At 73.4% G+C, this 22,499-nt stretch carries 22 protein-coding genes; 13 read left to right on the forward strand and 9 right to left on the reverse strand.

The genetic code is table 11. The annotated features are described in order from the left end of the window. Both GTY84_RS17215 and GTY84_RS17220 read left to right on the forward strand, forming a co-directional pair. Positions 1-1,213 (forward strand): LCP family protein (locus GTY84_RS17215; RefSeq protein ID WP_161227168.1); only part of this gene is annotated, 1,213 nt, incomplete at its 5' end. An 87-nt stretch (positions 1,214-1,300) separates the two neighbouring features. Further along, positions 1,301-3,271, forward strand: coding sequence for an LCP family protein (locus GTY84_RS17220; protein ID WP_237532334.1), 1,971 nt, complete (start codon positions 1,301-1,303; stop codon positions 3,269-3,271). A 3-nt stretch (positions 3,272-3,274) separates the two neighbouring features. On the opposite strand, the gene GTY84_RS17225 is transcribed toward GTY84_RS17220, so the two are convergent. Next, positions 3,275-4,330, reverse strand: coding sequence for a glycosyltransferase family 2 protein (locus tag GTY84_RS17225; protein ID WP_161227169.1), 1,056 nt, complete (start codon positions 4,328-4,330; stop codon positions 3,275-3,277). A 284-nt stretch (positions 4,331-4,614) separates the two neighbouring features. On the opposite strand from GTY84_RS17225, the gene GTY84_RS17230 reads away from it, so the two are divergent. After that, entirely contained in the window at positions 4,615-5,991 is a 1,377-nt protein-coding gene (locus GTY84_RS17230; protein WP_161227170.1) for an LCP family protein, read from the forward strand. A gap of 204 nt (positions 5,992-6,195) precedes the next feature. On the opposite strand, the gene GTY84_RS17235 is transcribed toward GTY84_RS17230, so the two are convergent. Further along, entirely contained in the window at positions 6,196-7,479 is a 1,284-nt protein-coding gene (locus GTY84_RS17235) for an LCP family protein (RefSeq protein ID WP_202551285.1), read from the reverse strand. 120 nt (positions 7,480-7,599) lie between these two features. Here GTY84_RS17235 and GTY84_RS17240 point away from each other — a divergent pair, with 120 nt between their 5' ends. The 6 genes from GTY84_RS17240 to GTY84_RS17265 all read left to right on the forward strand — a co-directional run bounded on the left by GTY84_RS17240 (position 7,600) and on the right by GTY84_RS17265 (position 10,946). Beyond that, complete coding sequence (locus tag GTY84_RS17240; protein WP_161227171.1) at positions 7,600-8,166, forward strand: acyl-CoA thioesterase; 567 nt, start codon at positions 7,600-7,602, stop codon at positions 8,164-8,166. A 220-nt stretch (positions 8,167-8,386) separates the two neighbouring features. Then, the gene (locus GTY84_RS17245) at positions 8,387-8,578 is read left to right on the forward strand and encodes a hypothetical protein (RefSeq protein ID WP_161227193.1); all 192 of its coding nucleotides are present in this window, start codon (positions 8,387-8,389) and stop codon (positions 8,576-8,578) included. After that, a complete protein-coding gene (locus GTY84_RS17250; protein WP_161227172.1) occupies positions 8,562-9,089 on the forward strand; it encodes a DUF6879 family protein in 528 nt (175 codons plus the stop codon). The genes GTY84_RS17245 and GTY84_RS17250 overlap by 17 nt, the downstream gene beginning before the upstream one ends. After that, complete coding sequence (locus GTY84_RS17255; RefSeq protein ID WP_161227173.1) at positions 9,086-9,916, forward strand: helix-turn-helix transcriptional regulator; 831 nt, start codon at positions 9,086-9,088, stop codon at positions 9,914-9,916. The genes GTY84_RS17250 and GTY84_RS17255 overlap by 4 nt, the downstream gene beginning before the upstream one ends. Positions 9,917-10,186: 270 nt before the next feature. Continuing rightward, positions 10,187-10,684, forward strand: coding sequence for a hypothetical protein (locus GTY84_RS17260; RefSeq protein ID WP_161227174.1), 498 nt, complete (start codon positions 10,187-10,189; stop codon positions 10,682-10,684). Positions 10,685-10,703: 19 nt separating this feature from the next. Next, positions 10,704-10,946 (forward strand): hypothetical protein, encoded by a 243-nt coding sequence (locus GTY84_RS17265; protein WP_161227175.1) that lies wholly within the window; start codon positions 10,704-10,706, stop codon positions 10,944-10,946. Between the two features lie 419 nt (positions 10,947-11,365). On the opposite strand, the gene GTY84_RS17270 is transcribed toward GTY84_RS17265, so the two are convergent. Then, positions 11,366-12,523 (reverse strand): acyl-CoA dehydrogenase, encoded by a 1,158-nt coding sequence (locus GTY84_RS17270; RefSeq protein WP_161227176.1) that lies wholly within the window; start codon positions 12,521-12,523, stop codon positions 11,366-11,368. Between the two features lie 181 nt (positions 12,524-12,704). On the opposite strand from GTY84_RS17270, the gene GTY84_RS17275 reads away from it, so the two are divergent. After that, entirely contained in the window at positions 12,705-14,048 is a 1,344-nt protein-coding gene (locus GTY84_RS17275; protein WP_161227177.1) for a UDP-glucose/GDP-mannose dehydrogenase family protein, read from the forward strand. Between the two features lie 267 nt (positions 14,049-14,315). Here GTY84_RS17275 and GTY84_RS17280 read toward each other — a convergent pair whose 3' ends face one another. Beyond that, on the reverse strand, positions 14,316-14,933 hold the full coding sequence (locus GTY84_RS17280) for a CGNR zinc finger domain-containing protein (protein WP_161227178.1): 618 nt from the start codon (positions 14,931-14,933) through the stop codon (positions 14,316-14,318). A gap of 107 nt (positions 14,934-15,040) precedes the next feature. Here GTY84_RS17280 and GTY84_RS17285 point away from each other — a divergent pair, with 107 nt between their 5' ends. Further along, positions 15,041-15,400 carry a VOC family protein gene (locus tag GTY84_RS17285; protein WP_161227179.1) on the forward strand — a complete coding sequence of 120 codons (360 nt, stop codon included), beginning with the start codon at positions 15,041-15,043 and terminating at the stop codon, positions 15,398-15,400. 77 nt (positions 15,401-15,477) lie between these two features. Continuing rightward, entirely contained in the window at positions 15,478-15,870 is a 393-nt protein-coding gene (locus GTY84_RS17290) for a VOC family protein (protein WP_161227180.1), read from the forward strand. A gap of 190 nt (positions 15,871-16,060) precedes the next feature. Here GTY84_RS17290 and GTY84_RS17295 read toward each other — a convergent pair whose 3' ends face one another. From GTY84_RS17295 to GTY84_RS17310, 4 genes are all read right to left on the reverse strand, one after another. Next, positions 16,061-17,212, reverse strand: a complete 1,152-nt coding sequence (locus GTY84_RS17295; protein ID WP_161227181.1) for a dipeptidase — start codon at positions 17,210-17,212, stop codon at positions 16,061-16,063. A gap of 165 nt (positions 17,213-17,377) precedes the next feature. Beyond that, positions 17,378-18,556 carry a dipeptidase gene (locus GTY84_RS17300; RefSeq protein WP_161227182.1) on the reverse strand — a complete coding sequence of 393 codons (1,179 nt, stop codon included), beginning with the start codon at positions 18,554-18,556 and terminating at the stop codon, positions 17,378-17,380. Between the two features lie 207 nt (positions 18,557-18,763). After that, positions 18,764-19,288: a 5-(carboxyamino)imidazole ribonucleotide mutase gene (purE, locus tag GTY84_RS17305; RefSeq protein ID WP_237532335.1), complete on the reverse strand. Its 525-nt coding sequence runs from the start codon at positions 19,286-19,288 to the stop codon at positions 18,764-18,766. Further along, complete coding sequence (locus GTY84_RS17310; protein WP_161227183.1) at positions 19,285-20,424, reverse strand: 5-(carboxyamino)imidazole ribonucleotide synthase; 1,140 nt, start codon at positions 20,422-20,424, stop codon at positions 19,285-19,287. Before GTY84_RS17310 ends, purE begins: the two co-directional genes overlap by 4 nt. A 158-nt stretch (positions 20,425-20,582) precedes the next feature. Here GTY84_RS17310 and GTY84_RS17315 point away from each other — a divergent pair, with 158 nt between their 5' ends. Further along, positions 20,583-21,143: a GtrA family protein gene (locus tag GTY84_RS17315; RefSeq protein ID WP_202551287.1), complete on the forward strand. Its 561-nt coding sequence runs from the start codon at positions 20,583-20,585 to the stop codon at positions 21,141-21,143. A gap of 49 nt (positions 21,144-21,192) precedes the next feature. Here the strand turns inward: GTY84_RS17315 and GTY84_RS17320 are convergent, their stop codons facing one another. Further along, positions 21,193-22,464 (reverse strand): ATP-binding protein, encoded by a 1,272-nt coding sequence (locus tag GTY84_RS17320; RefSeq protein ID WP_161227185.1) that lies wholly within the window; start codon positions 22,462-22,464, stop codon positions 21,193-21,195. Positions 22,465-22,499: the final 35 nt, after the last annotated feature.

The raw sequence follows: 22,499 nt of genomic DNA on the forward strand, positions 1-22,499 counted from the left end.
CAGCGTCGGGCACGCGGACACCACGATCCTGCTGCACGTCGCCAAGGACCGCTCCAACGCGACCGCGCTGAGCATCCCCCGCGACCTCATCGTCAACGTCCCGGACTGCCCCACCACCCAGGACGACGGCACCACCGCGGTCGTCCCCGGTTCCACGGGCGTCCGCTTCAACACCAGCCTCGGCACCGGCGGCCGGGACGCGGGCTGCACCATGCGGACGCTGAAGGAGGTGACCGGCATCCAGCCGCACCACTTCATGATGGCCGACTTCAACGCCGTCAAGACGCTGACCACGGCCGTCGAGGGTGTCGACGTCTGTGTGGAGAAGCCCGTCGACGACAAGAAGTCCGGGCTGAAGCTGCCCGCGGGCGAGTCCCGGGTCGAGGGCGAGCAGGCCCTGGCCTTCGTCCGCACCCGGCACGCCTTCGGCAACGAGGGCGACCTGGACCGCATCAAGGTGCAGCAGCAGTTCCTGGGATCGCTGATGCGGAAGATGTCCTCCGGGGACACCCTCACCAGCCCCACCAAGCTGGTGCGGATCGCGGAGGCGGCGACCGAGGCGCTGACCGTGGACAAGGCCATCGGCAGTGTCGGCACGCTCAAGGACATAGCCCTGGAGCTGAAGAAGGTGCCGCCGAAGAACATCACCTTCGCCACGGTGCCGGTGGTCGACAACCCCGCCGAGACGGTCAAGGCCACGGTCGTCCTCAAGGACGGGTCCGCGCAGCAGGTCTTCGGCATGGTGCGGGACGACATCTCGTTCACCGAGGTGCAGCAGCGGAAGAAGAAGGAGGCCGCCGCGGTCGCCGCCCGGCTGGACGGCACCCGGTCGGAGCCCGGCGAGATCCGCGTCCGCGTCCTCAACGGCGGCGCCGCCAACGGGAGCGCGCAGAAGCAGTTGCTGTACTTCCAGAACGAGGCCGGCGTCGTGAAGTCCGAGAACGGGGGCGACGCTCCCGCGCCGGTCGCGAGGACCACCCTCGAGTACGGTCCGGACCAGGCCGACCAGGCCCGTGCGCTGGCGGAGATACTCGGCCTGTCCGGGGCCGCCATGAAACCCGGCGAGAGCACCGCCAACGCCCAGGGGATGCCCACCATGACGCTCACCCTCGGCAAGGACTTCAAGGGCGCGGGGATCAAGCTCAACGCCACGTCGGTGGAGACGCCGGACGTGGAGAAGTCCACGGCCGACCAGGTGAAGTGCGCCAGTTGACCTGACGGGCCCGTCGTACGTCTCACAGGACGAGGGACGGGCCCGTGCCGCGCCGCGGCGCGCGGGGGGTGGGGAGGGGATGCGTAGATGACGCGGAGCAGTGTGCAGGGGGAGGACCGGCGCCGGAAGTCACCGGCCGACCGGGAGGACGGGGACGCCGCCGGGGACACGGACGCCGGCGGTACCGGCGCGGGCGCGGCCGGGACGGCCGGGGGTGCCGGGACGGCCGGGGGTGCCGGGACGGCCGGGGGTGCCGGGGGTGCCGCCGCCCGGACCGACGGCGGCGAAGGCGGCGAAGGCGGCGGCACCACCGGCGAGGACGGCCCGGAGGGCGGCCCGGCCACCGGCGACGGCGGCACGGACGGGACCACGGACGGCGGCGGCGCGGCCGGGGCCATGCGCGACGGCGGCACGGCCGGGGACGCCCCCGCGGCGGACGAGGGCGACACCGGCACCGGCACCCGCGCCGCTGCCACCGCCACCGCGACCGGCGGGGACGGCGGTGACGGCGCCGGTCCCGGCGGCGGTGAGCCCCCCGTGCGGGCCGGCCGGCCCCGGCGCGGACGCCGGCTGCTGCGCTGGGCGTCGATGACCCTGGCGCTGCTGATGGTGTGCGCGGCCGCGGCCGGGTACCTCTACTACGAGCACCTCAACGGCAACATCAAGAAGGACACCCTCAACCTGGGGGACACCAAGGTAGCCAGACCGACGCCCAACGCCGCCGGACAGACCCCGCTGAACATCCTCGTCATCGGCTCCGACGCCCGGGACAGCGCGGCGAACCAGAAACTCGGCGGCGCCCGCGAGACGTTCGGCGCCACCCCGCTCGCGGACGTGCAGATGCTGGTCCACCTCTCCGCCGACCGCAGCAACATGTCGGTCATCAGCATGCCCCGCGACACCCTGGTGCGGATCCCCAAGTGCACCGACCCGGAGGACGGGACGGTGTACCCGGCGGGCGAGGGCAGGGTGATGACCAACCAGAGCCTCGGCCACGGCGGTCCCGGCTGCACGGTGGCCACCTGGCAGGAGCTGACCGGCATCCACATCGACCACTTCGTCATGGTCGACTTCGCGGGCGTGGTCTCCATGGCGGACGCGGTCGGCGGCGTGCCGGTCTGCGTGGACGCCAACATCCACTCCCGCGACGGCCAGGGCCACGGCTCCGGGCTGAAGCTCGCCAAGGGCACGCACCCGGTCAAGGGCGAGCAGGCCCTCCAATGGCTGCGCACCCGCTACGGGTTCGAGGACGGCAGCGACCTGGCCCGCGCCAAGGCCCAGCACATGTACCTGAACTCGATGGTGCGGGTGCTGCGCGAGAACGCCACCCTCTCCAGCCCCAACCGGCTGCGCAGGCTCGCGGAGCGGGCCACCGAGGCCCTCACCGTCGACCCGGGCCTGGACACCGTCAAGAAGCTGTACGACCTCAGCGACGAGCTGCGGCGGGTGCGGCCGGAGCGCATCACCATGACGACGATGCCCAACCGCCTGGTGGGCGCCCGCGTCGAACCCACCCGGGACGCCGAGACGTTGTTCCGCATGGTGCGCGAGGACATCGCCCTGGACGGCAAGGACGCGGAGAAGGAGGAGAAGGAGGAGAAGCGGCCGGTGAAGGCACCGCCCGCTCCCACCGATCCGGCGGCGGCCGACGGCTCCATCGCGGTCCAGGTGCGCAACGGCACCCGCACGGACACGCTCGGTCTGGCGCCCGGCCGGGCCGGGGCGATCGCCGGGGCACTGGTGCGGCGGGGCTTCACCCAGGCCGTGGCCGACCCCTCGGTGCTGCCCACCGAGGAGCGCACCGTCGTCCGCTATCCGAGCGCCGATCTGGAGGGCGACGCCCGGCGGATAGCCGACTCCCTGGGCATACCGGCGGGTTCGGTCGAGCGGTCGACCGACGTCACGGGCGTCACCCTGGTCATCGGCGCCGACTGGCGCGAGGGGGACGACTACCGGGCGCCCGAGGAGGAGGACACGACCCCGGAGTCGGCCAACGCCCTCAACGGGGCGGACGAGTCGGCCTGCATGCGGGTCGACCCGTCGTTCAGCTGGTCCTGAGCGTCAGCGGGCACCGGCCGCGTCGGCGGCACCGGCGTCCGGCCGCACGGCCGGGCGCCGCGAGGCGATGACCCGCCGCGCCAGCGACCGGGGGCTGGTCAGGAAGCCGTAGCCCCACGACATGTGCATGGTGGCCAGCGCCAGCGGAATCCGCGCCCGCGCCCCGGCGCCCAGCCCCCGGCCGGCCGGCAGGGACCCGGCGACGATCGCGGCCAGGTAGCCGCCGGGCACCACGAAGCCCCACGGGGTGAGCACGGCGCCCGCCACGAGCCCGGCCGCGATCGCGCACACCGCGACCGGCGGCGCGAGATAGCGGGGGTTGATGGAGCCGGCGTGGTAGCGGGCGACGACGTGCCGCCAACGGCCGTAGTCCTTGTACTGCTTGGCCAGCGCCCGCACCGAGGGGCGGGGCCGGTAGGAGACCCGCAGCTCGGGCGAGAACCAGATCAGCCCGCCGGCCTCGCGGATGCGGAAGTTCAGCTCCCAGTCCTGGGCCCGGATGAACTCCTCGTTGTAGCCGCCCTGCCGCTCCAGCGCCTCGCGGCGGAAGACGCCCAGGTAGACGGTGTCGGCCGGGCCCGCCTCGCCGCCGGTGTGGAAGGCGGCGTTGCCCACGCCGATCCGCGACGTCATCGCGGCGGCGACGGCGTCCTCCCAGGCGTTCTCGCCCTCGGCGTGCATGATGCCGCCGACGTTCTGCGCGCCGGTCTCCTCCAGCAGCCGTACGGCCGTGGCGATGTAGCCCGGCGACAGGATGCCGTGGCCGTCGACGCGGACGACGACGGGGTGCCGGGAGGCGCCGATCGCCGCGTTCAGCGCGGCGGGCGTCCGGCCGGTGGGGTTGGGCACCGTGTGCACCCGGGGGTCCTCGCGGACCAGTTCGGCGGCGATCTCGTCGGTGCGGTCCGCGGACGGACCGAGGGCGATCACGACCTCCATCTCGCCCGCGTACTCCTGGGCGAGGATGGCGCGGACGGCACCGCGCAGGTGCCGCTCCTCGTTGAGGACGGGCATGATCACGGAAACGGCGGGCGGCCGCACGTCGGACTTGGCGTTCATCGGTGCTCACGTTACCGCGAACGGGGGACACGGGCCGCGCCGCGGGGGCCTGTGGGCCGGTCAGGAGATCGTATGGGCCTACGGTGCTCACGATCCCACGTCCGGCTCGTCCGGGCCCGCCCCCAGGGCCCGTCCCCTGCGGAGGTCCCACCGTGCCCACGCCGCCCCGCCCCCCCAGGGTCCCGGCCGCCCCCGCCCGGGGCGGCCCCCCGCCGGGGGGCCGGGGCCCGCGTCCGCCGGCGCGGCGTCCGGCCGCACGGCGCGCGAGGAGGCCGCGCTGGGCCATGCGGGCGGTGACCGCGCTGTCGGCGGTGGTGCTCGCCTCGGCCGGGATCGGGCACGCGGTGCTCACCGGGCTGGACGCGGACATCGCCCGGGTGGACGCCTTCCGGGACATGAAGAACCGGCCGCGCGCGGGCGCCGGGACGAACGTGCTGATGGTCGGCACCGACGGCCGGGACGGCATCGGCGAGAAGGAGCGGCGCGCCTACCGCCTGGGCGGCGCCGCCTGCCACTGCACCGACACCATCATGATCGTGCACCTCTCGGAGGACCGGGACCGGGCCAGCGTGGTCAGCCTGCCCCGGGACTCCTACGCCGAGACCCCGGAGCACGTCGACGCCACCACCGGCGAGCGCCACCGGGGGCATCCGCTGAAGCTCAACGCGGCCTACGCGGAGGGCGGCCCGCAGCTGACCGTGCGGACCGTCGAGAAGATGACCGGGGTGAAGATCGACCACTATCTGGAGGTCGACTTCACCAGCTTCATGCGGACCGTGGACGTGCTCGGCGGGGTGCGGATCTGCACCGCCCAGCGCCTCAAGGACAGCTACACCGGCCTGGACCTGCCCGCCGGCAGCCATCTGCTGACCGGTGGGCAGGCGCTCCAGTACGTCCGCTCCCGCCACCTGGACGGGGCGTCGGACCTGAGCCGGATGGCCCGCCAGCAGCGCTTCCTGGCGGCGCTGGTGGACCGGGCGTCCTCCTCCGGCATCCTGCTGAACCCGCTGCGGTTCCGGGACGTGACCCGGGCGGTGCTGGGCTCGGTCCGCGCCGACCGGGGCTTCGGCACCGACGACCTGCTGGCCCTGGGGCGGGCGATGCGGGGCTTCTCGCCGTCCTCCTCGGAGTTCACCACCGTGCCGATCGGCACGATGGGCCACGCCGTCAAGGGCATCGGCTCCACCCTGAAGTGGGACCCGGAGAGGTCGCGGCGCCTCTTCGACGCGCTGCGCGAGGACCGGCCGCTGGCCGCGCACCGCTCCCGGCCCGCCGGTCCGGCGCCGGTGCGGGTGCCGGTGGACCCGCGGCGGATCCGGGTCCAGGTGGAGAACGGCACGGAGACCGACGGGCTCGGCAGGCGGGTGGACGACGCGCTGCACGCGACGGGGTTCGGGACCACCCGGGCCCCGTCCAACGCCGCGGACCGCACGGCCGGGCGGACCGTGATCTCCTACGACCCGCGCTGGGACCGCTCGGCCGCCTCGCTGCACGCGGCCCTGCCCGGCAGCGAGTTGCGGGCGGTGAAGGGGCAGGGGGCGACGCTCAGGGTGCTGGTGGGCGGCGACTTCGAGGAGGTCGTGAAGGTGGCACCGGCCGATCCGCCGCAGGAGTCGGGGACGGTGGTGCGGGGCGACGAGGTGGTGTGCGGCAAGGGGTGAGCGCGGGCCGGGGCGCCGCCGTCCGCACGGGCCCGCTCCGGGGCCGGGCGCGGGGCGGGGCGGAGCCCGCGCGGGCCCGGCGGCGGGCGGGGACGGCGGGCGAGGACGGGCGGGAACCGGCGACGGGCGGGGACGAGCGGCGGGCCGGGACGGGCGCCGGGCCGGGCGCGCTCCCGCCGCCCGTACGGGCGCCCGACCCCGGGGTCAGTTGCCGGTGACGGTGACCTTCTCGTCGTTGCGCAATTCGTCCACCAGCTTCTTCACCTTCGCCCGGTCCCAGGCGAGGTTGCCGCCGACGCTGCCGGAGATCGGCATGTTGAGCGAGGTGCCGTCGCCGCCGCTGACGCCCTTCATCGCCCAGAACATCCCGGCCAGGTCGAACAGTCCCATGTCCTTGTCGACGATGAGGGTGTCCAGTCCGGCGCCCATGGTCGGGTAGAGCCGGAAGGGGTTGAGCACCGTCGACGGGGTCGCGACCTGGCTCGCCAGGGCCGACAGGAACTTCTGCTGGTTCTTGGTGCGGTCCAGATCGGAGCCGGGCAGCGCGTACCGGGTGCGGACGAAGGCCAGCGCCTCCTGGCCGTTCAGGGTCTGGCGGCCCTTCTTGAGGTCGGCACCGGACTTCTTGTCCTTGATGTCCCGCGGGATGTCCATCTCGACGCCGCCGACCGCGTCCACGATGTTGGCGAACCCGGCGAAGCCGATCTCCACGTAGTGGTCGATGCGCAGCCCGGTGTTGAACTCGACGGTGCGCACCAGCAGTTCCGGGCCGTCCTCGGCGTAGGCGGCGTTGAGCTTCACCCGGCGGCCGGTGCCCTGGTACTTCTTGCCGGACTCGGAGCCGACGAAGCTCGGGATCTCCACGTCGGAGTCGCGGGGCAGCGAGACCAGCGTCGACCCGTTGTCCCCGGTGTGCAGGATCATCATGGAGTCGGTGCGCTTGCCCTCGGCGTTGCCGGTGTGCAGGTCCTTCATCTGCTCCTTGGTCATCCCCGCGCGGCTGTCGGAGCCGACGATCAGGTAGTTGGTGCCCTTGCCCGCCTCGGGCCGGTCGATGACCTTGGAGAGGTCGACCTCGCGGTTGAGCTTGGAGTCGGCCCAGAAGTAGGTGCCGACGGTGGTGACGACCAGCACGGTCACCACGGTGATCGCCGTCCACTTGATCCGGCGCCGCCAGTCCGGGGCGGGCCGGCCCGCGCGCCCGGCGCCCCGGCCGGGGCCGCCCCCGCCGGGGGAGCCGTAGACCTGGCCGGTGTTGTAGCCGCTGTCGTAGCCGCCCTGTCCCCCGTCGCCCCCGCCGTCGACGTACGACGGCTGCTGGGGCACCCCGCCGGGGTACGGCGGCGCCGTCCGGCCGGGGGGCCGCCCGGCGCCGTCGTGGCGGACCTGCCGCATCACGCGGGCGCTCTCGGGCCGTGCGCTCGCGCTGCCGCGTCCGTACCGGTCGCCGCGCTGGTCGCCGGGGCGACCCTGGGGCCAATCGCTCATACGCCCCAGTGTGCCGGTGCGGGCGGTGCCGCTGACAGGGGCGTCGGGAAATAGGGGCGGCGCTGTTGCCAAGCTGACACACAACGGGCCCGCCGGGCGGCCCGGCATAAGGTGGAGGCCATGACAGACCAGGCAGACCCGGCCTCGGCCGCGCGGCAGGCGGCTCCGGAGATCCCGGGCAAACCGACCTCGGCGTCCCGCACCACCCTCAGCCACATCATGACCCACAACGACACCAACCTCCTCGGCACGGTGCACGGCGGTGTGATCATGAAACTCGTCGACGACGCGGCCGGTGCCGTCGCCGGACGGCACTCCGGCGGCCCCGCCGTCACCGCGTCCATGGACGAGATGGCGTTCCTCGAACCGGTCCGGGTCGGTGATCTGGTCCATGTGAAGGCCCAGGTCAACTGGACCGGCCGGACGTCGATGGAGGTCGGCGTCCGGGTGCTCGCCGAGCGCTGGAACGAGTCCACGCCGGCCACGCAGGTCGGCTCGGCGTACCTGGTGTTCGCGGCGGTCGACGCGGACGGCAGGCCGCGCTCCGTCCCGCCGGTGCTCCCGGAGACCGAGCGGGACCGCCGCCGCCACCAGGAGGCCCAGATCCGCCGCACCCACCGGCTGGCCCGCCGCCGCGCCATCACCGACCTGCGCCGCCGCCGCGCCGCCGAGGGCTACGAGGACTGACTGCCGGCCCACGCCCCCCCGGGGGCCGCTCCGACTCCCCCGCGGAGGGGCCGGTGCGCGTGCGTGCGGCCACCACCGGACGTGCGGCCGGGGGGCCGGTGCGGACCGCCCGCCACGAGGGGACCGGCTTTCCAGAAGCGGAAACCCGAAGTCCTTGCGAGAGGTCCCGTGCGGCCGGGACGATCTGTGGGTCGGTATCCGGCAGGAGGGCGGTTCCATGGTGAAGCTGACACGGCTGGTGGGTGCGTGCGAGGACGGCGAGTGTCCGACGCTCTACACCACGGATCGCGGGACCTTCGTCGTGCAGGGCAGTCTCCTCACCGACCGCCCCAGCGGGATCCCGCCCCACGAGGCCCTGGTCGAGGTCCCCGTCGAACTGCTCCGGAGGGCCGTCCGTGGCAATCTCCTCTGATCTCACCCTCGGCGAACTGTTCACGGCGTTCGACCGGGAGGCATTCCGTCTCGAAACCCTGGACGACTACAGCCGGTCCGGGGGTGTCGACGCCTACCGGGCGTTCCTGGACGGCGGGGAGCAGCCGGAGTCGTTCCGGAACGCCGCGTGGCTGACGACGGTGAGGAACGCCACCGGTGCGGGGAAGCGCGTGTACCGGGTTCACCTCCTGGCCCGCCCCCTTTCGGGCTATCTCCGTTTCGAGCTCTCCTGGGGATACCGCCGAAACATGACGGTCGGCGAGGAATTCTTCATCCTCGATGTCACCGACCAGCCGAACCCGATTCCCTCTGCGCCAGATTTCTGGCTGTTCGACGATCACACAGCCGGAGTGATGTCCTACAGCGGCGGAAAATATCTCGGGAGCGACATCCGGGACGGGAAGCGAGCCATGGAATTCCGGAAGTACCGCGACACGGCGCTCGCGCACGCCGTTCCCTTCGCCGACTGGTGGGCGAAGCACGGGGAGTGAACAGATCCGAGCTCGGGTCCGCGCTGCGGGCGCTGCGGCTGGCATCCGGGAAGGAGGCCAAAGCCGTCGCCCGCGGCGCGGCCATGTCCGCCTCCAAGCTGTCCAAGATCGAAAACGGCGGGGTCGTACCCAGCGTCGTGGACGTGGAGCACATCCTGGGCTCGCTGGAGGTGTCCGAGAGCGTCAAGGCCGAGTACATGTCGGCCGCCAGGGCCGCGGCCACCGAAGCGACGGCCTGGCGCCTGTACCGGCGCCTCGGGTACCACCGGAAGCAGCAGCAGATCCAGGCGGCGGAAGCCCGCACCAAGGTGCTGCGCCTGTTCCAGCCCGCGCTCGTACCGGGACTGCTGCAGACACCGGAATACGTTCAGGCGGTGCTCGGCAGGAAGCGGCTCGGTGAGGAGCAACTCGCCCGGGCCGTCGGGGCGAGACTGGCACGGCAGCGCATCCTCTGCGAGTCCGGGCGGCACCTGCGGTTCGTCGTGACGGAACAGGTGCTGCGCTGGCGCATCGTGCCGGATCTCATGATGGCCGCCCAACTGGACCGGTTGGTCACGGTCTCCCGGCTGCCGGGCGTCGACCTCCGGGTCGTGCCGCTGGCCGTGCCGCAGGAGGATTTCGCCAGCCACTCCTTCTCCATCAAGGACGACCGCATGGTCACGGTGGAAACGGTGCACGCGGAACTCGCGGTGACCGATCCACGCGATGTGGCCCTGTACATCGAGAAGTTCAGCGGATTCGAGCGTGCGGCCCTTTCCGGTGACCCCATGCGATCCATGGTCGAGGAAATCCGGGACGAGTTCTTGCGGGAACAGGAAACGGGCTAGACCGCCATCCCCCCGCCCACCGACCATGGGGACGTGGACAGCGAACCGATCGGACCCGGCCTCCCACAACCGGGGGTGGCCTCCGTGCATTTCCCGCCCGAAGCTGGCCGCGTCGGCTGCTGAAGGGCGCGATCGGCCGATCAGGGAGGAGCGTCGATGCCGAACGTATCCGTACGTCGTTCGCGATGGTGGTCCGCGCCGAGTACAGACACCACCCCGGCAGCGAAAACCTTGGAGGGCTGTGAAGTGCCACAACAGGGAGGAACATACATGCGCGATGTACGCGTATTACTCACCCCTGCCGCGTTCGGAGGTGTCGTCGCAACCGTCATCGACAACAATCCCGGCATGGAGGAGGCCACGGCGGAGCGGATCGTAGTGGAAGCGCTCAAGTTCGTGGACGCCGCCGCGCAGTCTCCGGCCGGCAGGATCACGCCGTCCAACGTGGTGGATGAAGGCTGGCACGCGCTGATTCTGCATACGAACCTGTACGAGAAGCTGTGCGCGCGTCTGGGGCGGTTCGTGCATCACTGGCCTGAACGTCCCGACGAGGAGCGTCACGACGAACACGCACTCACACGCACGGTGGCCATCATCGAGCAGGCCGGGCACACCGTGGACAGCGAACTGTGGACGGGCCCGGCCACAACCCTGGTGTCGGTGGCGGCGAACTGCTCCCACACACCCAAGCCCGGCGGTTGCGGCCCGATCAATCCGGGCAAGTGCGCTTCGCACTGCTCGGGCGGCGGCAGCCGGGCCCGGTCGTGAGCAGACGGAAGGCGGAAGCGTGAACGCTGAACAGGCCCGGCGAGTTGACGCCGTGCTGAGGCAGTTGGGTATCCCTGGTGTGGTTGCACCGGAGGACCCGGAGAACACGGCGGGGCCCTGGCGTGTGTACGACACGGCCGACCCGGCCGCGCGCCGGGACGTGACCGCTGACGCGCTCGCATCCGTGGCCGCCAAGTTCCCGGAGGGGCAACCGGGTGCAGGACCGATGCGAGGTTTCGCCATTCCGCCCGAGGACGGCTGAGAGTCCGCGCCCCCGACCAACAGACGAACGCCCCTGCCATTCGTGGCAGGGGCGTTCTTCGGTCTGTTCGTGCGGTTCACAGCAAGGCGCGGAACGGAAGGGCGGACCATGTGCGTCCTGAGGACGCAGGGCCGGTCACACCGGGGGCGCGGTCGTCCGCGACGACGCTGACGCCCGGCACGGACGACGACCCCGCCGAAGGACAGGCGGAGGCCACCGGACCGAAGCCGTATGAGCGGCCCCGGCAGAGCGCCGGGGGCCGCTGTGTCTGTACAGGTGGGAGGCGATTCTCCGCCCGGTGTCAGCCCAGGACTTCCCGAGCAGGACGCCCACGGGCGGCCCGAAGGGACCTGACCGGACCGGACGCCGATCACAGTCCGCGAGCCACCCAAAGCGGCCTCTGGCCTGCGAAAACCCCGCTAGGGAAGGTTCCTCGCCATCACGATGCGCTGGACCTGGTTGGTGCCCTCGTAGATCTGGGTGATCTTGGCGTCGCGCATCATGCGTTCCACCGGGTAGTCGCGGGTGTAGCCGTAGCCGCCGAGGAGCTGGACCGCGTCGGTGGTGACCTCCATCGCCACGTCGGAGGCGAAGCACTTCGCGGCGGCGCCCTGGAAGGTGAGGTCGCTGTCGCCGCGCTCGGACTTGGCGGCGGCGGCGTAGGTGAGCTGGCGGGCGGCCTCGATCTTCATGGCCATGTCGGCCAGCATGAACTGGACGCCCTGGAAGTCGCCGATCGGCTTGCCGAACTGCTTGCGCTCCCGGACGTAGCCCTTGGCGTAGTCGAGCGCTCCCTGGGCGATGCCGAGGGCCTGGGCGGCGATGGTGATGCGGGTGTGGTCCAGCGTCCGCATCGCCGTGGCGAAGCCGGTGCCCTCCTCGCCGATGATGCGGTCGGCGGGGATGCGGACGTTGTCGAGGTAGACCTCGCGGGTGGGCGAGCCCTTGATGCCGAGCTTCTTCTCGGGGGCCCCGAAGGAGACGCCCTCGTCCGACTTCTCCACGACGAAGGCGGAGATGCCCTTGGAGCGCTTCTCCGGGTCGGTGACGGCCATCACCGTGTAGAAGTCGCTGACGCCCGCGTTGGTGATCCAGCGCTTGACGCCGTTGAGCACGTAGTGGTCGCCGTCGCGCACGGCCCGGGTCTTCATGCCGGCCGCGTCGGAGCCCGCGTCCGGCTCGGACAGGCAGTAGGAGAACATCGCGTCGCCCTTGGCGAGCGGCGCCATGTACTTCGCCCTGAGCGCCTCGGAGCCGGCGAGGAGCACCGGCAGGGAGCCGAGCTTGTTCACCGCGGGGATCAGGGAGGAGGACGCGCAGACGCGGGCCACCTCCTCGATCACGATGACCGTGGCCAGCGCGTCGGCGCCCGCGCCCCCGTACTCCTCGGGGACGTGCACGGCGTGGAGGTCGCCCGCGACCAGGGCGTCGAGGGCCTCCTGCGGGAAGCGGGCCTCCTCGTCCACCGCGGCGGCGTGCGGCGCGATCTTCGCCTCCGCCAGGGAGCGGACGACGTCCCGGAGCATGTCGTGCTCCTCGGAGGGGCGGTACAGGTCGAAGTCAGCCGATCCGGCCAAGGTCTCTCACGCTCCAAAACGCTGCGATGTCGATCACGCTAACTACCGTTAAGTAACCCGAATTTTATGCCGTCCGCCACTCCCGTGGATAGGTGAGCTTGACGACAGCCGACCGGAAGGCGCCCCGGGGCCCCCGGATATGCTCGGGCGCGCACCTCCGCCGTACACGTCTGGAGCAGTCATGGCCCTCAGGATCACCGTGATCGGAACCGGCTACCTCGGGGCCACGCACGCGGCGGCCATGGCCGAACTGGGGTTCGAGGTGCTGGGCCTGGACGTGGTGCCGGAGAAGATCGAGATGCTGCGGCGCGGCGAGGTCCCGATGTACGAGCCGGGGCTGGAGGAGCTGCTGCGCCGCCATGTCGCCGGTTTCGAGGGGTCCACCGGGCGGCTGGGGTTCACCACGGACTACGCCGAGGCCGCGGCCTTCGGCGACGTGCACTTCATCTGCGTGAACACCCCGCAGAAGCACGGCGAGTACGCCTGCGACATGACGTACGTGGAGGCCGCGCTGGCCTCGCTCGCTCCGCATCTGACCGCTCCCGCACTGGTCGTCGGCAAGTCGACCGTGCCGGTGGGCTCCGCCGAGCGGCTGGCCGCCTACCTCGTCGCGCACGCCCCGGCGGGCGAGGACGCCGAGCTGGCCTGGAACCCGGAGTTCCTGCGCGAGGGGTTCGCCGTCGAGGACACCCTGCACCCCGACCGGATCGTGGCCGGGGTGCGCGGGGAGCGGGCGGAGAAACTGCTGCGCGAGGTCTACGCGGCGCCGATCGCGCGGGGCGCGCCGTTCGTGGTCACCGACTTCCCCACCGCCGAGCTGGTGAAGACCGCCGCCAACTCCTTCCTCGCCACCAAGATCTCCTTCATCAACGCCATGGCCGAGGTCTGCGAGGCGGCCGGGGGCGATGTCGCGAAGCTGGCGGAGGCGATCGGGTACGACGACCGGATCGGGCGGAAGTTCCTGCGGGCCGGGATCGGCTTCGGCGGGGGCTGCCTGCCCAAGGACATCCGCGCCTTCATGGCCCGCGCCGGCGAGCTGGGCGCCGACCAGGCGCTGACCTTCCTGCGCGAGATCGACTCCGTCAACATGCGCCAGCGGGGCCGGATGGTGGAGCTGACCCGGCAGGTGCTCGGCGGCGGGCCGTTCCTCGGCAAGCGGGTCGCGGTGCTGGGCGCCAGCTTCAAGCCCGACTCGGACGACGTCCGGGACTCCCCCGCGCTGAACGTCGCGGGGCAGATCCACCTCCAGGGCGCCCAGGTGACGGTGTACGACCCCAAGGGCATGGAGAACGCGCGGCGCCTCTTCCCCACGCTCGACTACGCGGACAGCGCGCTGAAGGCGGTGCGGGGCGCGGACGCGGTCCTGCACCTGACGGAGTGGCGGGAGTTCCGCGAGCTGGACCCCGGGGAGCTGGGCGACGCGGTCGCGGCCCGGGTGATCCTCGACGGGCGCGGGGCCCTGGACCCGGAGCGGTGGCGCCGGGCCGGGTGGACGTACCGGGCGCTGGGCCGCCCCACCGCCTGACGGCGGGGCCCCGCCACGATCCCGGCCCTCCGGGCCCTCCGGGGGTTCCGGGGGCCTTCGCGGCCCTGCCGGGCCCGCCGGGTCTCCCCCGCGGTTCCGGGACCCTCCGGGCGGCGTCCCGGCGGAGTGCGGCGGGGGCATGGAGGAACACCGGTGCGGCGGGGCATGGAGGAACACCGGTTCGGCCGAGGCTCAGTCGGCCGAACCGGCGTCTGTCCGCATTGTGCACCATGTGCCTCCGGGTGGCCGGGGGCACCCCCGCGCGTTTTACCCTTCCTTGGCCCGGTAGCGGCGCATCTTGGCACGGGACCCGCACCCCCGCATGGAGCACCAGCGGCCCCGCCCGGCCGGGCTGCGGTCGTAGTACGCCCAGTGGCAGTCGTCCGCCTCGCACGCCTTGAGCCGGGTCCAGGTGCCCTCGACCAGCGCCCCGGCGACGGCCTCGGCCACCCGGACGAGCAGCGCGCCCTCCCCGGCGGGGGCGTCCGCCGGCGGGGTGCCCCGGACCGTGTCCCGGCCCTCCCCCGCAGCCCGCGCCCCCGCACCCGGCGCCGCACCACCCCTCGCCCCCGCACCCGGCGCCGCCTCCGCCGGGACCAGCGCGGCCGAGCCGTCGGCCGGGTCGACGGCGACCACCAGCGGAGCGGCGGCCAGCAGCGTCCCGAGCGGGGTCACCGGGCGGTGCGGCGGGTGGCCGGCGTGGGCGAGCAGCGCCGCGCGCAGCGACTCGCGCAGCTCCCGGGCCGCCGCCGTGTCCTCCGTCAGCCCGAAGTCCGCCCGGCCGGGCGGCGTGTCCAGCGAGTCGGTGCCCGCCCTGAGGTCCAGCGTGTTCACCAGCGCCCGGACCAGTTCCAGACCGCCCGGCGCGGGTGCTCTGTCCACCATGGTTGCGACGGTACCGCCCATGCGGCAGCATGCAGGCACCGTTACCGGTTGACGCCTTCTAGAGGTAACCGACCGGGGAGAACCGCAGGAACCGTCGAAGGAGAGCCATGCCCATCGCCACCCTGGGTGCCGTCGTCCTGGACTGCCCCGACCCCGTCGCCCTGGCCGGGTTCTACGCCGGGCTGCTCGGCGGCACGATCGTGGCGGAGGAGGACTGGGTGGACCTGAGGCTGCCGGACGGCAGGACGCTGGCCTTCCAGGCCGCCGCCGGACATGTGCCGCCCCTCTGGCCGGGGACCGAGGGCGCCCAGCAGCTCCATCTGGACCTGGACGTCGCGGACCTGGACGCGGCCGAGCGGGCCGTGCTGGACCTGGGCGCGCGGACGCTGGACGCGGCGGACCGGACCCGCACCTTCCGGGTCTACGCGGACCCCGCCGGGCACCCCTTCTGCCTCTGCGCCGGCTGACCCCGGCCCCCTCCCCCGCCGGGACGGCCCAGGCCCCCGGCCCCGTGTCCACCGCCCCCCTTCTCCCGGAGTTACCCATGGCACCCGCGGCCCTCTTCCGCTCCGTCGTCATCGACTGTCCCGACCCCCGCGCGCTGGCCCGCTTCTACGCGGGGGTCGCCGGGGGCACCCCGGAGGAGCGCGACCCGGACTGGGTGGTGCTCCAGGTGCCGGGCGGGCCCCGGCTGGCCTTCCAGGGGGCGCCGGGACTCACCCCGCCGGAGTGGCCGCGCTCCGACCGCAACGCCCAGCAGTTCCACCTCGACTTCGACGCCGGGTCCACCTGGGAGGAGGTCGACGCGGCGCACGCGCGGGTGCTCGCGCTGGGCGCCCGGCCGCTGGACCTCGACGACCGGGAGCGCAAGGACTTCATGGTGTACGCGGACCCCGCCGGGCACCCCTTCTGCCTCTGCCGGGTCGCCGGGGCCTGACCGGCCCGCCGTCCGGGACGCGCCCCGCCGCGCGCCGGAACGGGCGTCCAGGACCGCCGGACCGCCCCGGGCCCGGCGTCCGGACCCGGGGGGGGTGCCGCACCGGCTTCCGGGGCGCGCGGCCCCGCCGGGCCCCGGGACCGCCGGCCCCGGAACCGCCGTGCTCCGGAACCGCCGCGCTCCGGCCCCGCTACGCCGGCGCGGCCCCGTCCAGCGCCTCGATGGTCGCCGTGGACGGCTCGCGGCGGTCCCGGGCCGCGCGGGCGGCGAAGGTCGCCCCGCGCAGCACCCGCTGGACGTTTCCCCAGGTCAGAAGGGCCACATCGGACTCCTCCCAGCCGCGTCGCAGCAGTTCCGCCACCAGTCGCGGGTAGCAGGAGGGGTCGCCCAGCTCCAGCGGATGGGCGGCCCCGGTGTCGTACGTGCCGGACAGGCCGACGGCGCCGGGGCCCGCGACGGCGCGGACGTGGTCCAGGTGGTCGGCGACGTCACGGACGGTCGGCCCGGTCTGCTCGGCGGTCAGCGGAACCATGCACAGGCCCCCGGCGGCGCCGAGCGCGGCCAGCAGGTCGTCCGGGAGGTTGGCGGGGTGCGGGCGCAGCGCGCGGGCGGCGGACCGGGTGCACAGGACCGGTGTCCGGGAGACGGCGAGGGTGCGGCGCACCGTCGCGGCCGGGGCGCCGGACAGGTCGGCGAGGACGCCGAGCCGGTTCATCTCCCGGACGACCTCTTCGCCGAACCGGGTCAGCCCAGCCTCGCCCGCCCAGCTCACCCCGGTGAGGGTGAGCACGCGCAGCCCGAGGGCGTGCAGGGAGCGCAGGATGCCGAGGCTGTCGCCGATGGCGGCGGCCCCGGCCGGGCCGGGCAGCACGCCGATCCGGCCCCGGCCGCGGGCGTCGGCGGCCTCCCCGGCGTCATGGACCGCCCGCAGCCCCTCGGGGTGGGCGCGGACCACCGCCCGCAGCAGGTCGAGCTGTTCCAGCACGGCGCCGGTGGCCCGGCCGCCGGGCTCGCCGGGCGCGTGCAGAGCCCAGAACACCGCGCCGACGCCGCCCCGGCGGAGCCTGGGCACATCGGTGTCGACGGTGGACTCGCCCTCCTCCAGGTCGTACCAGGGCAGGCGGGCGAGGGCTCGCAGGAGTCCGCCGTGGCCGTCGGCGACGGGGTGGGCGGCCAGCACGGCGAGGGCCCGGTCCAGCGGCTCGCCGTCCCCGGGGCCGGGGGCGGCGGGGCGGTGCTCCGGCGGGCGGACGGCCTCCGCGGACGACGGCCCGGGCGGCTCCTCGAACGGGGCGGCGCCCGCCTCGGCGCCGGGGTGCAGGTCGTCCTGGAGGTCTGCCATGCGGGCTCCCCACGGTCGTCGTACGGGTGTGCCCACCGTCGCACGCCGGGCGCCGCCCTTCCTGGCGGACGGCCCGTTCGGGGGTACGCCGCCCGGCACCGCCCCGCCTCCCGGTGCGCCGCCCGGCCGCGCACCCTGCGCACCTCCCCGCCGCGAGCCGCCCGGTCAGCCGTCGAGCACGTCGATGGTGGCGTGGGAGGGGCCGCGCGTGGCGCGGACCTGCCGGGCCACGTCCTCGGCCGCGCCCAGCACCCGGACCGCGTTCTTCCAGGTCAGCTTGGCCAGGTCGGCCCGGGACCAGCCCCGGTCGACCAGCTCCGCGATCAGGCGGGGGTAGCCGGAGACGTCGTCGAGGCCCTCCGGGGTGAAGGCGGTGCCGTCGTAGTCACCGCCGATGCCGAGGTGGTCGACGCCCGCCGCCTCCCGCATGTGGTCGAGGTGGTCGGCGACGGTGGAGACGGTGGCGACGGGGCGGGGGACGCGCTCCTCGAAGGCGCGGTGCACCCGCAGCGCCTCCTCGCCGGTGTCGAGGGGGTGGAGGCCGTGGGCGCGCAGGTTCTCGTCGGCGGCGGCCGTCCAGTCCACGGCCGCCTGGAGCACGAACTTCGGCACGAACGTGACCATCGCCATGCCGCCGTTGGCGGGCAGCCGCTCCAGCACGTCGTCGGGGATGTTGCGCGGGTGGTCGCAGACGGCGCGGGCGGACGAGTGCGAGAAGATCACCGGCGCCACGGAGGTGTCCAGCGCGTCCCGCATGGTGGTGGCGGCGACATGGGAGAGGTCGACCAGCATGCCCTCGCGGTTCATCTCCCGCACGACCTCCCGGCCGAAGGCCGACAGCCCGCCGACGCCGGGCTCGTCGGTCGCGGAGTCCGCCCACGCCACGTTGTCGTTGTGGGTGAGGGTCATGTAGCGCACTCCCAGCGCGTACAGGGCGCGCAGGGTGGCGAGGGAGTTGTCGATGGAGTGGCCGCCCTCGGCGCCCATGAGGGAGGCGATGCGCCCCTCGGCGCGGCCCGCCTCCATGTCGGCGGCGGTCAGCGCGGCCCGCAGCTCCCCGGGGTGGCGGTCCAGCAGGCGCCGTACGCAGTCGATCTGCTCCAGCGTCGCGGTCACCGCGCCGGGCCGGTCCGAGGGGACGTAGACGGACCAGTACTGCGCGCCGACCTGACCGGCCCGCAGCCGGGGCAGGTCGGTGTGCAGGAGGGCGCTCTGGTCCCGCGCGATGTCCCGGGCGCCGAGGTCGTACCGCACCTGTTCGCGCAGCGCCCAGGGCAGATCGTTGTGGCCGTCGACGACGGGGAACTCCCGCAGCAGTTCCCGGGCCGTGGCGAGGGAGGTCATGGGCGTCTCTCCTGTCTGGTGGCCCGGGGCGGCGTTCCGGCCGGTCCCGGGAGGTGTCCGATCGGGCGGACCGGCGGCCCCGTGCGGCCCGCCGGAAACAAGGAGGCCCCGGCCGCCGGGCGGGCGGCCGGGGCCGGTGTCATGTCCGGGCGCCCCCGGGTGCCGTCCCCGGCCGCGCGGGGCGGGCCCCGCCGCCCCGCGCCGTGCTCACTTCCCGAAGCCGAAGCCCGGGGCGGCGCCCTCGGTCCTGGCGCGCAGCCGCCTGCCCTTCTCGGTGGCCTGGTCGTTGAGGTCCTGGAGGAAGTCGCGCATCCGGCCCCGCAGCTCCTCGTCGTGGGCGGCGAGCATCCGGACGGCCAGCAGCCCCGCGTTGCGGGCACCGCCGACGGAGACCGTGGCGACCGGGACACCGGCCGGCATCTGGACGATGGACAGCAGGCTGTCCATGCCGTCGAGGTACTTCAGCGGCACCGGCACGCCGATGACCGGCAGGGTGGTGACGGATGCCAGCATCCCGGGCAGATGGGCGGCGCCCCCGGCACCGGCGATGATCGCCCGCAGCCCCCGGTCGGCGGCCTGCTCTCCGTACGCGATCATCTCGCGGGGCATGCGGTGCGCGGAGACGACGTCGACCTCGTAGCCGATCTCGAACTCGTCCAGGGCCTTGGCGGCGGCCTCCATGACGGGCCAGTCGGAGTCCGACCCCATGACGATGCCAACAACGGGGCTCATTCGGTGATGGTGCCTCTCAGGTAGCCGGCTGCGTGACGGGCGCGCTCCAGCACGTCGTCCAGGTCGTCGCCGTAGGTGTTGACGTGGCCCACCTTGCGGCCCGGCTTCACGTCCTTGCCGTACATGTGGATCTTCAGCCGGGGGTCGCGGGCCATGCAGTGCAGATACGCGGAGTACATGTCCGGGTAGTCGCCGCCGAGGACGTTGACCATCACCGTCCAGGGGGCGCGCGGGCGCGGGTCGCCGAGCGGGAGGTCGAGGACGGCGCGGACGTGGTTGGCGAACTGCGAGGTGATCGCGCCGTCCATCGTCCAGTGGCCGGAGTTGTGCGGGCGCATCGCCAGTTCGTTGACGAGGACGCGGCCGTCGCGGGTCTGGAACAGCTCGACGGCGAGGTGGCCGACGACGCCCAGCTCCTTGGCGATGCGGAGGGCCATCTCCTCGGCCCGCAGCGCCAGCTCCTCGTCGAGGTCCGGGGCGGGCGCGATCACCGTGTCGCACACGCCGCCGACCTGGCGGGACTCGACCACCGGATAGGCCACCGCCTGGCCGTGCGGGGAGCGGACCACGTTGGCGGCCAGCTCGCGGACGAAGTCGACCTTCTCCTCCGCCAGCACCGGCACCCCCGCGCGGAACGGCTCGGCGGCCTCCTCCGCGGAGTCCACGACCCACACGCCCTTGCCGTCGTAGCCGCCGCGCACGGTCTTGAGGACCACGGGGAAGCCGTCGCCCTCCGCCGCGAAGGCCGCCACGTCGGCCGGATCGCTCACGATCCGGTGCCGCGGGCAGGGCACGCCGATCCCGACGAGCCGCGCCCGCATCACGCCCTTGTCCTGGGCGTGCACGAGTGCGTCCGGCCCGGGGCGCACGGGGATGCCGTCCGCCTCCAGGGCACGGAGATGCTCCGTGGGAACGTGTTCGTGATCGAAAGTGATCACATCGCACCCCCGCGCGAACGCGCGCAGCGTCTCCAGATCGCGATGGTCGCCGACGACGACCTCGTTCACGACCTGCGCCGCCGAGTCCTGGGGAGTGTCACTGAGAAGCTTGAACCTGATGCCCAACGGGATGCCCGCTTCGTGTGTCATACGCGCGAGCTGGCCCCCGCCGACCATGCCGACTACCGGGAACGTCACACCCCCAGCTTATCGGCCACCCTGGACGGACCGGTTCGGCGGCCGGTTCCCCGTCCTTCGCGCGTGCCGTCCGCCCGGTCCGCGGGAGGATCCCGGGCCCGGGTGGTTAGCATGACCGGGTTGACGCCGAACACCGAAGGACGGGGGCCTGAACAACCATGGGACGAGGTTCCACCGGGTCTCCCACGGCCCCTCCGGAGGCGCCCGGCGCGATGCGGCGACGCGTCGACCTGCTGGTCCGCGAAGTGCTGAAGTTCGGCGCCGTCGGCGGCGTCGGCGTCGGCGTCAACCTGCTGGTCTTCAACCTGGTCCGGCAGTCGACCGATCTCCAGGTGGTGCGGGCCAGCATCATCGCCACCGTCGTCGCGATCGTCTTCAACTACCTGGGCTTCCGGTACTTCACCTACCGGGACCGCGACAAGAGCGGGCGCACCCGTGAGATGTCGCTGTTCCTGCTGTTCAGCGTGGTCGGCCTGGTGATCGAGAACGGTGTGCTCTACACCGCGACGTACGGCTTCGGCTGGGACAGCCCGCTGCAGAGCAACATCTTCAAGTTCCTCGGCATCGGCCTGGGCACCCTGTTCCGCTTCTGGTCGTACCGCACCTGGGTCTTCCCCGTGATGCCCGCCGAGACGGTGCTCCGCGCGGAGACCTTCCTGGAGCACGAGCACCCCGCCGCGTTCCGCCCGGCGGACGGCGGCACGGCCGCCCGCCGCTGAACCGACGGGCGCGCCCCGGGCCGTCCGGCGCACCGCGTGCCCGGCCCGTTCAGCGCACCGTGTGCCCGGCCTCGGAGGACTTCCTCGGCGGCGGATTGCGGGACAGGAACAGGCCGAACACCGGGGGCTTGGACTGGAGCAGTTCCAGCCGCCCGCCGTCCGCCTCGGCCAGGTCCCGGGCGACGGCGAGGCCGATGCCGGTGGAGTTGCGTCCGCTGATGGTGCGCTCGAAGATCCGCGCCCCGAGGTCCGCGGGGACGCCCGCGCCCTCGTCGGTGACCTCCACCACCGCCTGGTTGCCGGTCACCCTGGTCCGCAGGGCCACCGTGCCGCCGCCGTGCATCAGCGAGTTCTCGATCAGCGCCGCGAGGACCTGGGCGACCGCGCCCGGGGTGCCCACGGCGGTCAGGTGCCGCTTGCCGGAGCTGACGATGGCCCGCCCCGCGCTGCGGTAGGCGGGCCGCCACTCCGCGATCTGCTGCTGGATCACGTCGTCCAGCTCGAAGGTGACGGCGGAGCCGCTGCGCGGGTCGCGCGAGTTGGTCAGCAGCCGCTCCACGACGTCCGTCAGCCGCTCCACCTGGGTCAGCGCGATCGTCGCCTCCTCCTTGACCGTCTCCGGGTCGTCGGTGAGCGTGATCTCCTCCAGCCGCATCGACAGCGCGGTCAGCGGGGTGCGGAGCTGGTGGGAGGCGTCGGCGGCCAGCCGGCGCTCGGCGGTGAGCATCCGGGCGATGCGCTCGGCGGAGGAGTCCAGCACGTCCGCGACCCGGTCCAGCTCGGGCACGCCGTACCGCTTGTGGCGGGGGCGCGGGTCGCCGGAGCCCAGGCGCTCGGCGGTCTCGGCGAGGTCGGTCAGCGGCGAGGCCAGGCGGTTGGCCTGCCGGATGGCCAGCAGCACGGCAGCGATCACCGCGAGCAGCGCGACCAGACCGATGACCAGCAGGGTCCGGCCGACCTCCCGGGTGACCGAGGAGCGCGGTTCCTCGACGAGGACGCTCTCGCCCTCCTCGCCGGTGGCCCGGCCGCGGATCACGTCGCCGCCGGGCTCGCGGCCGACCTCGATGACCGGGCGGCCCGGAATCCGGATCACCGCGTAGCGGCTGTCCGCGACCTGCTCGCGCAGGAAGTCCGCGTCGACGCTGCCGGTGCCGACGAGGCGGCTGTCCACGATGCTGGCCAGCCGCACCGCCTCCAGGTCGACCCGCTCCTGGGCGGTGCTGCTGATGGTCCGGGTCTCGACGATGACGAGGGAGACGCCGAAGACGGCGATCACGACGAGCACCACGGCGAGCGTGGACTGGATCAGTCGGCGGCGCATGTTCCCCTACGTACCCGCGTACGGCTCCGGCGGCC

The organism is Streptomyces sp. SID8352 (assembly GCF_009862265.1).
In the GTDB taxonomy this organism is placed as follows: Bacteria; Actinomycetota; Actinomycetes; order Streptomycetales; family Streptomycetaceae; genus Streptomyces.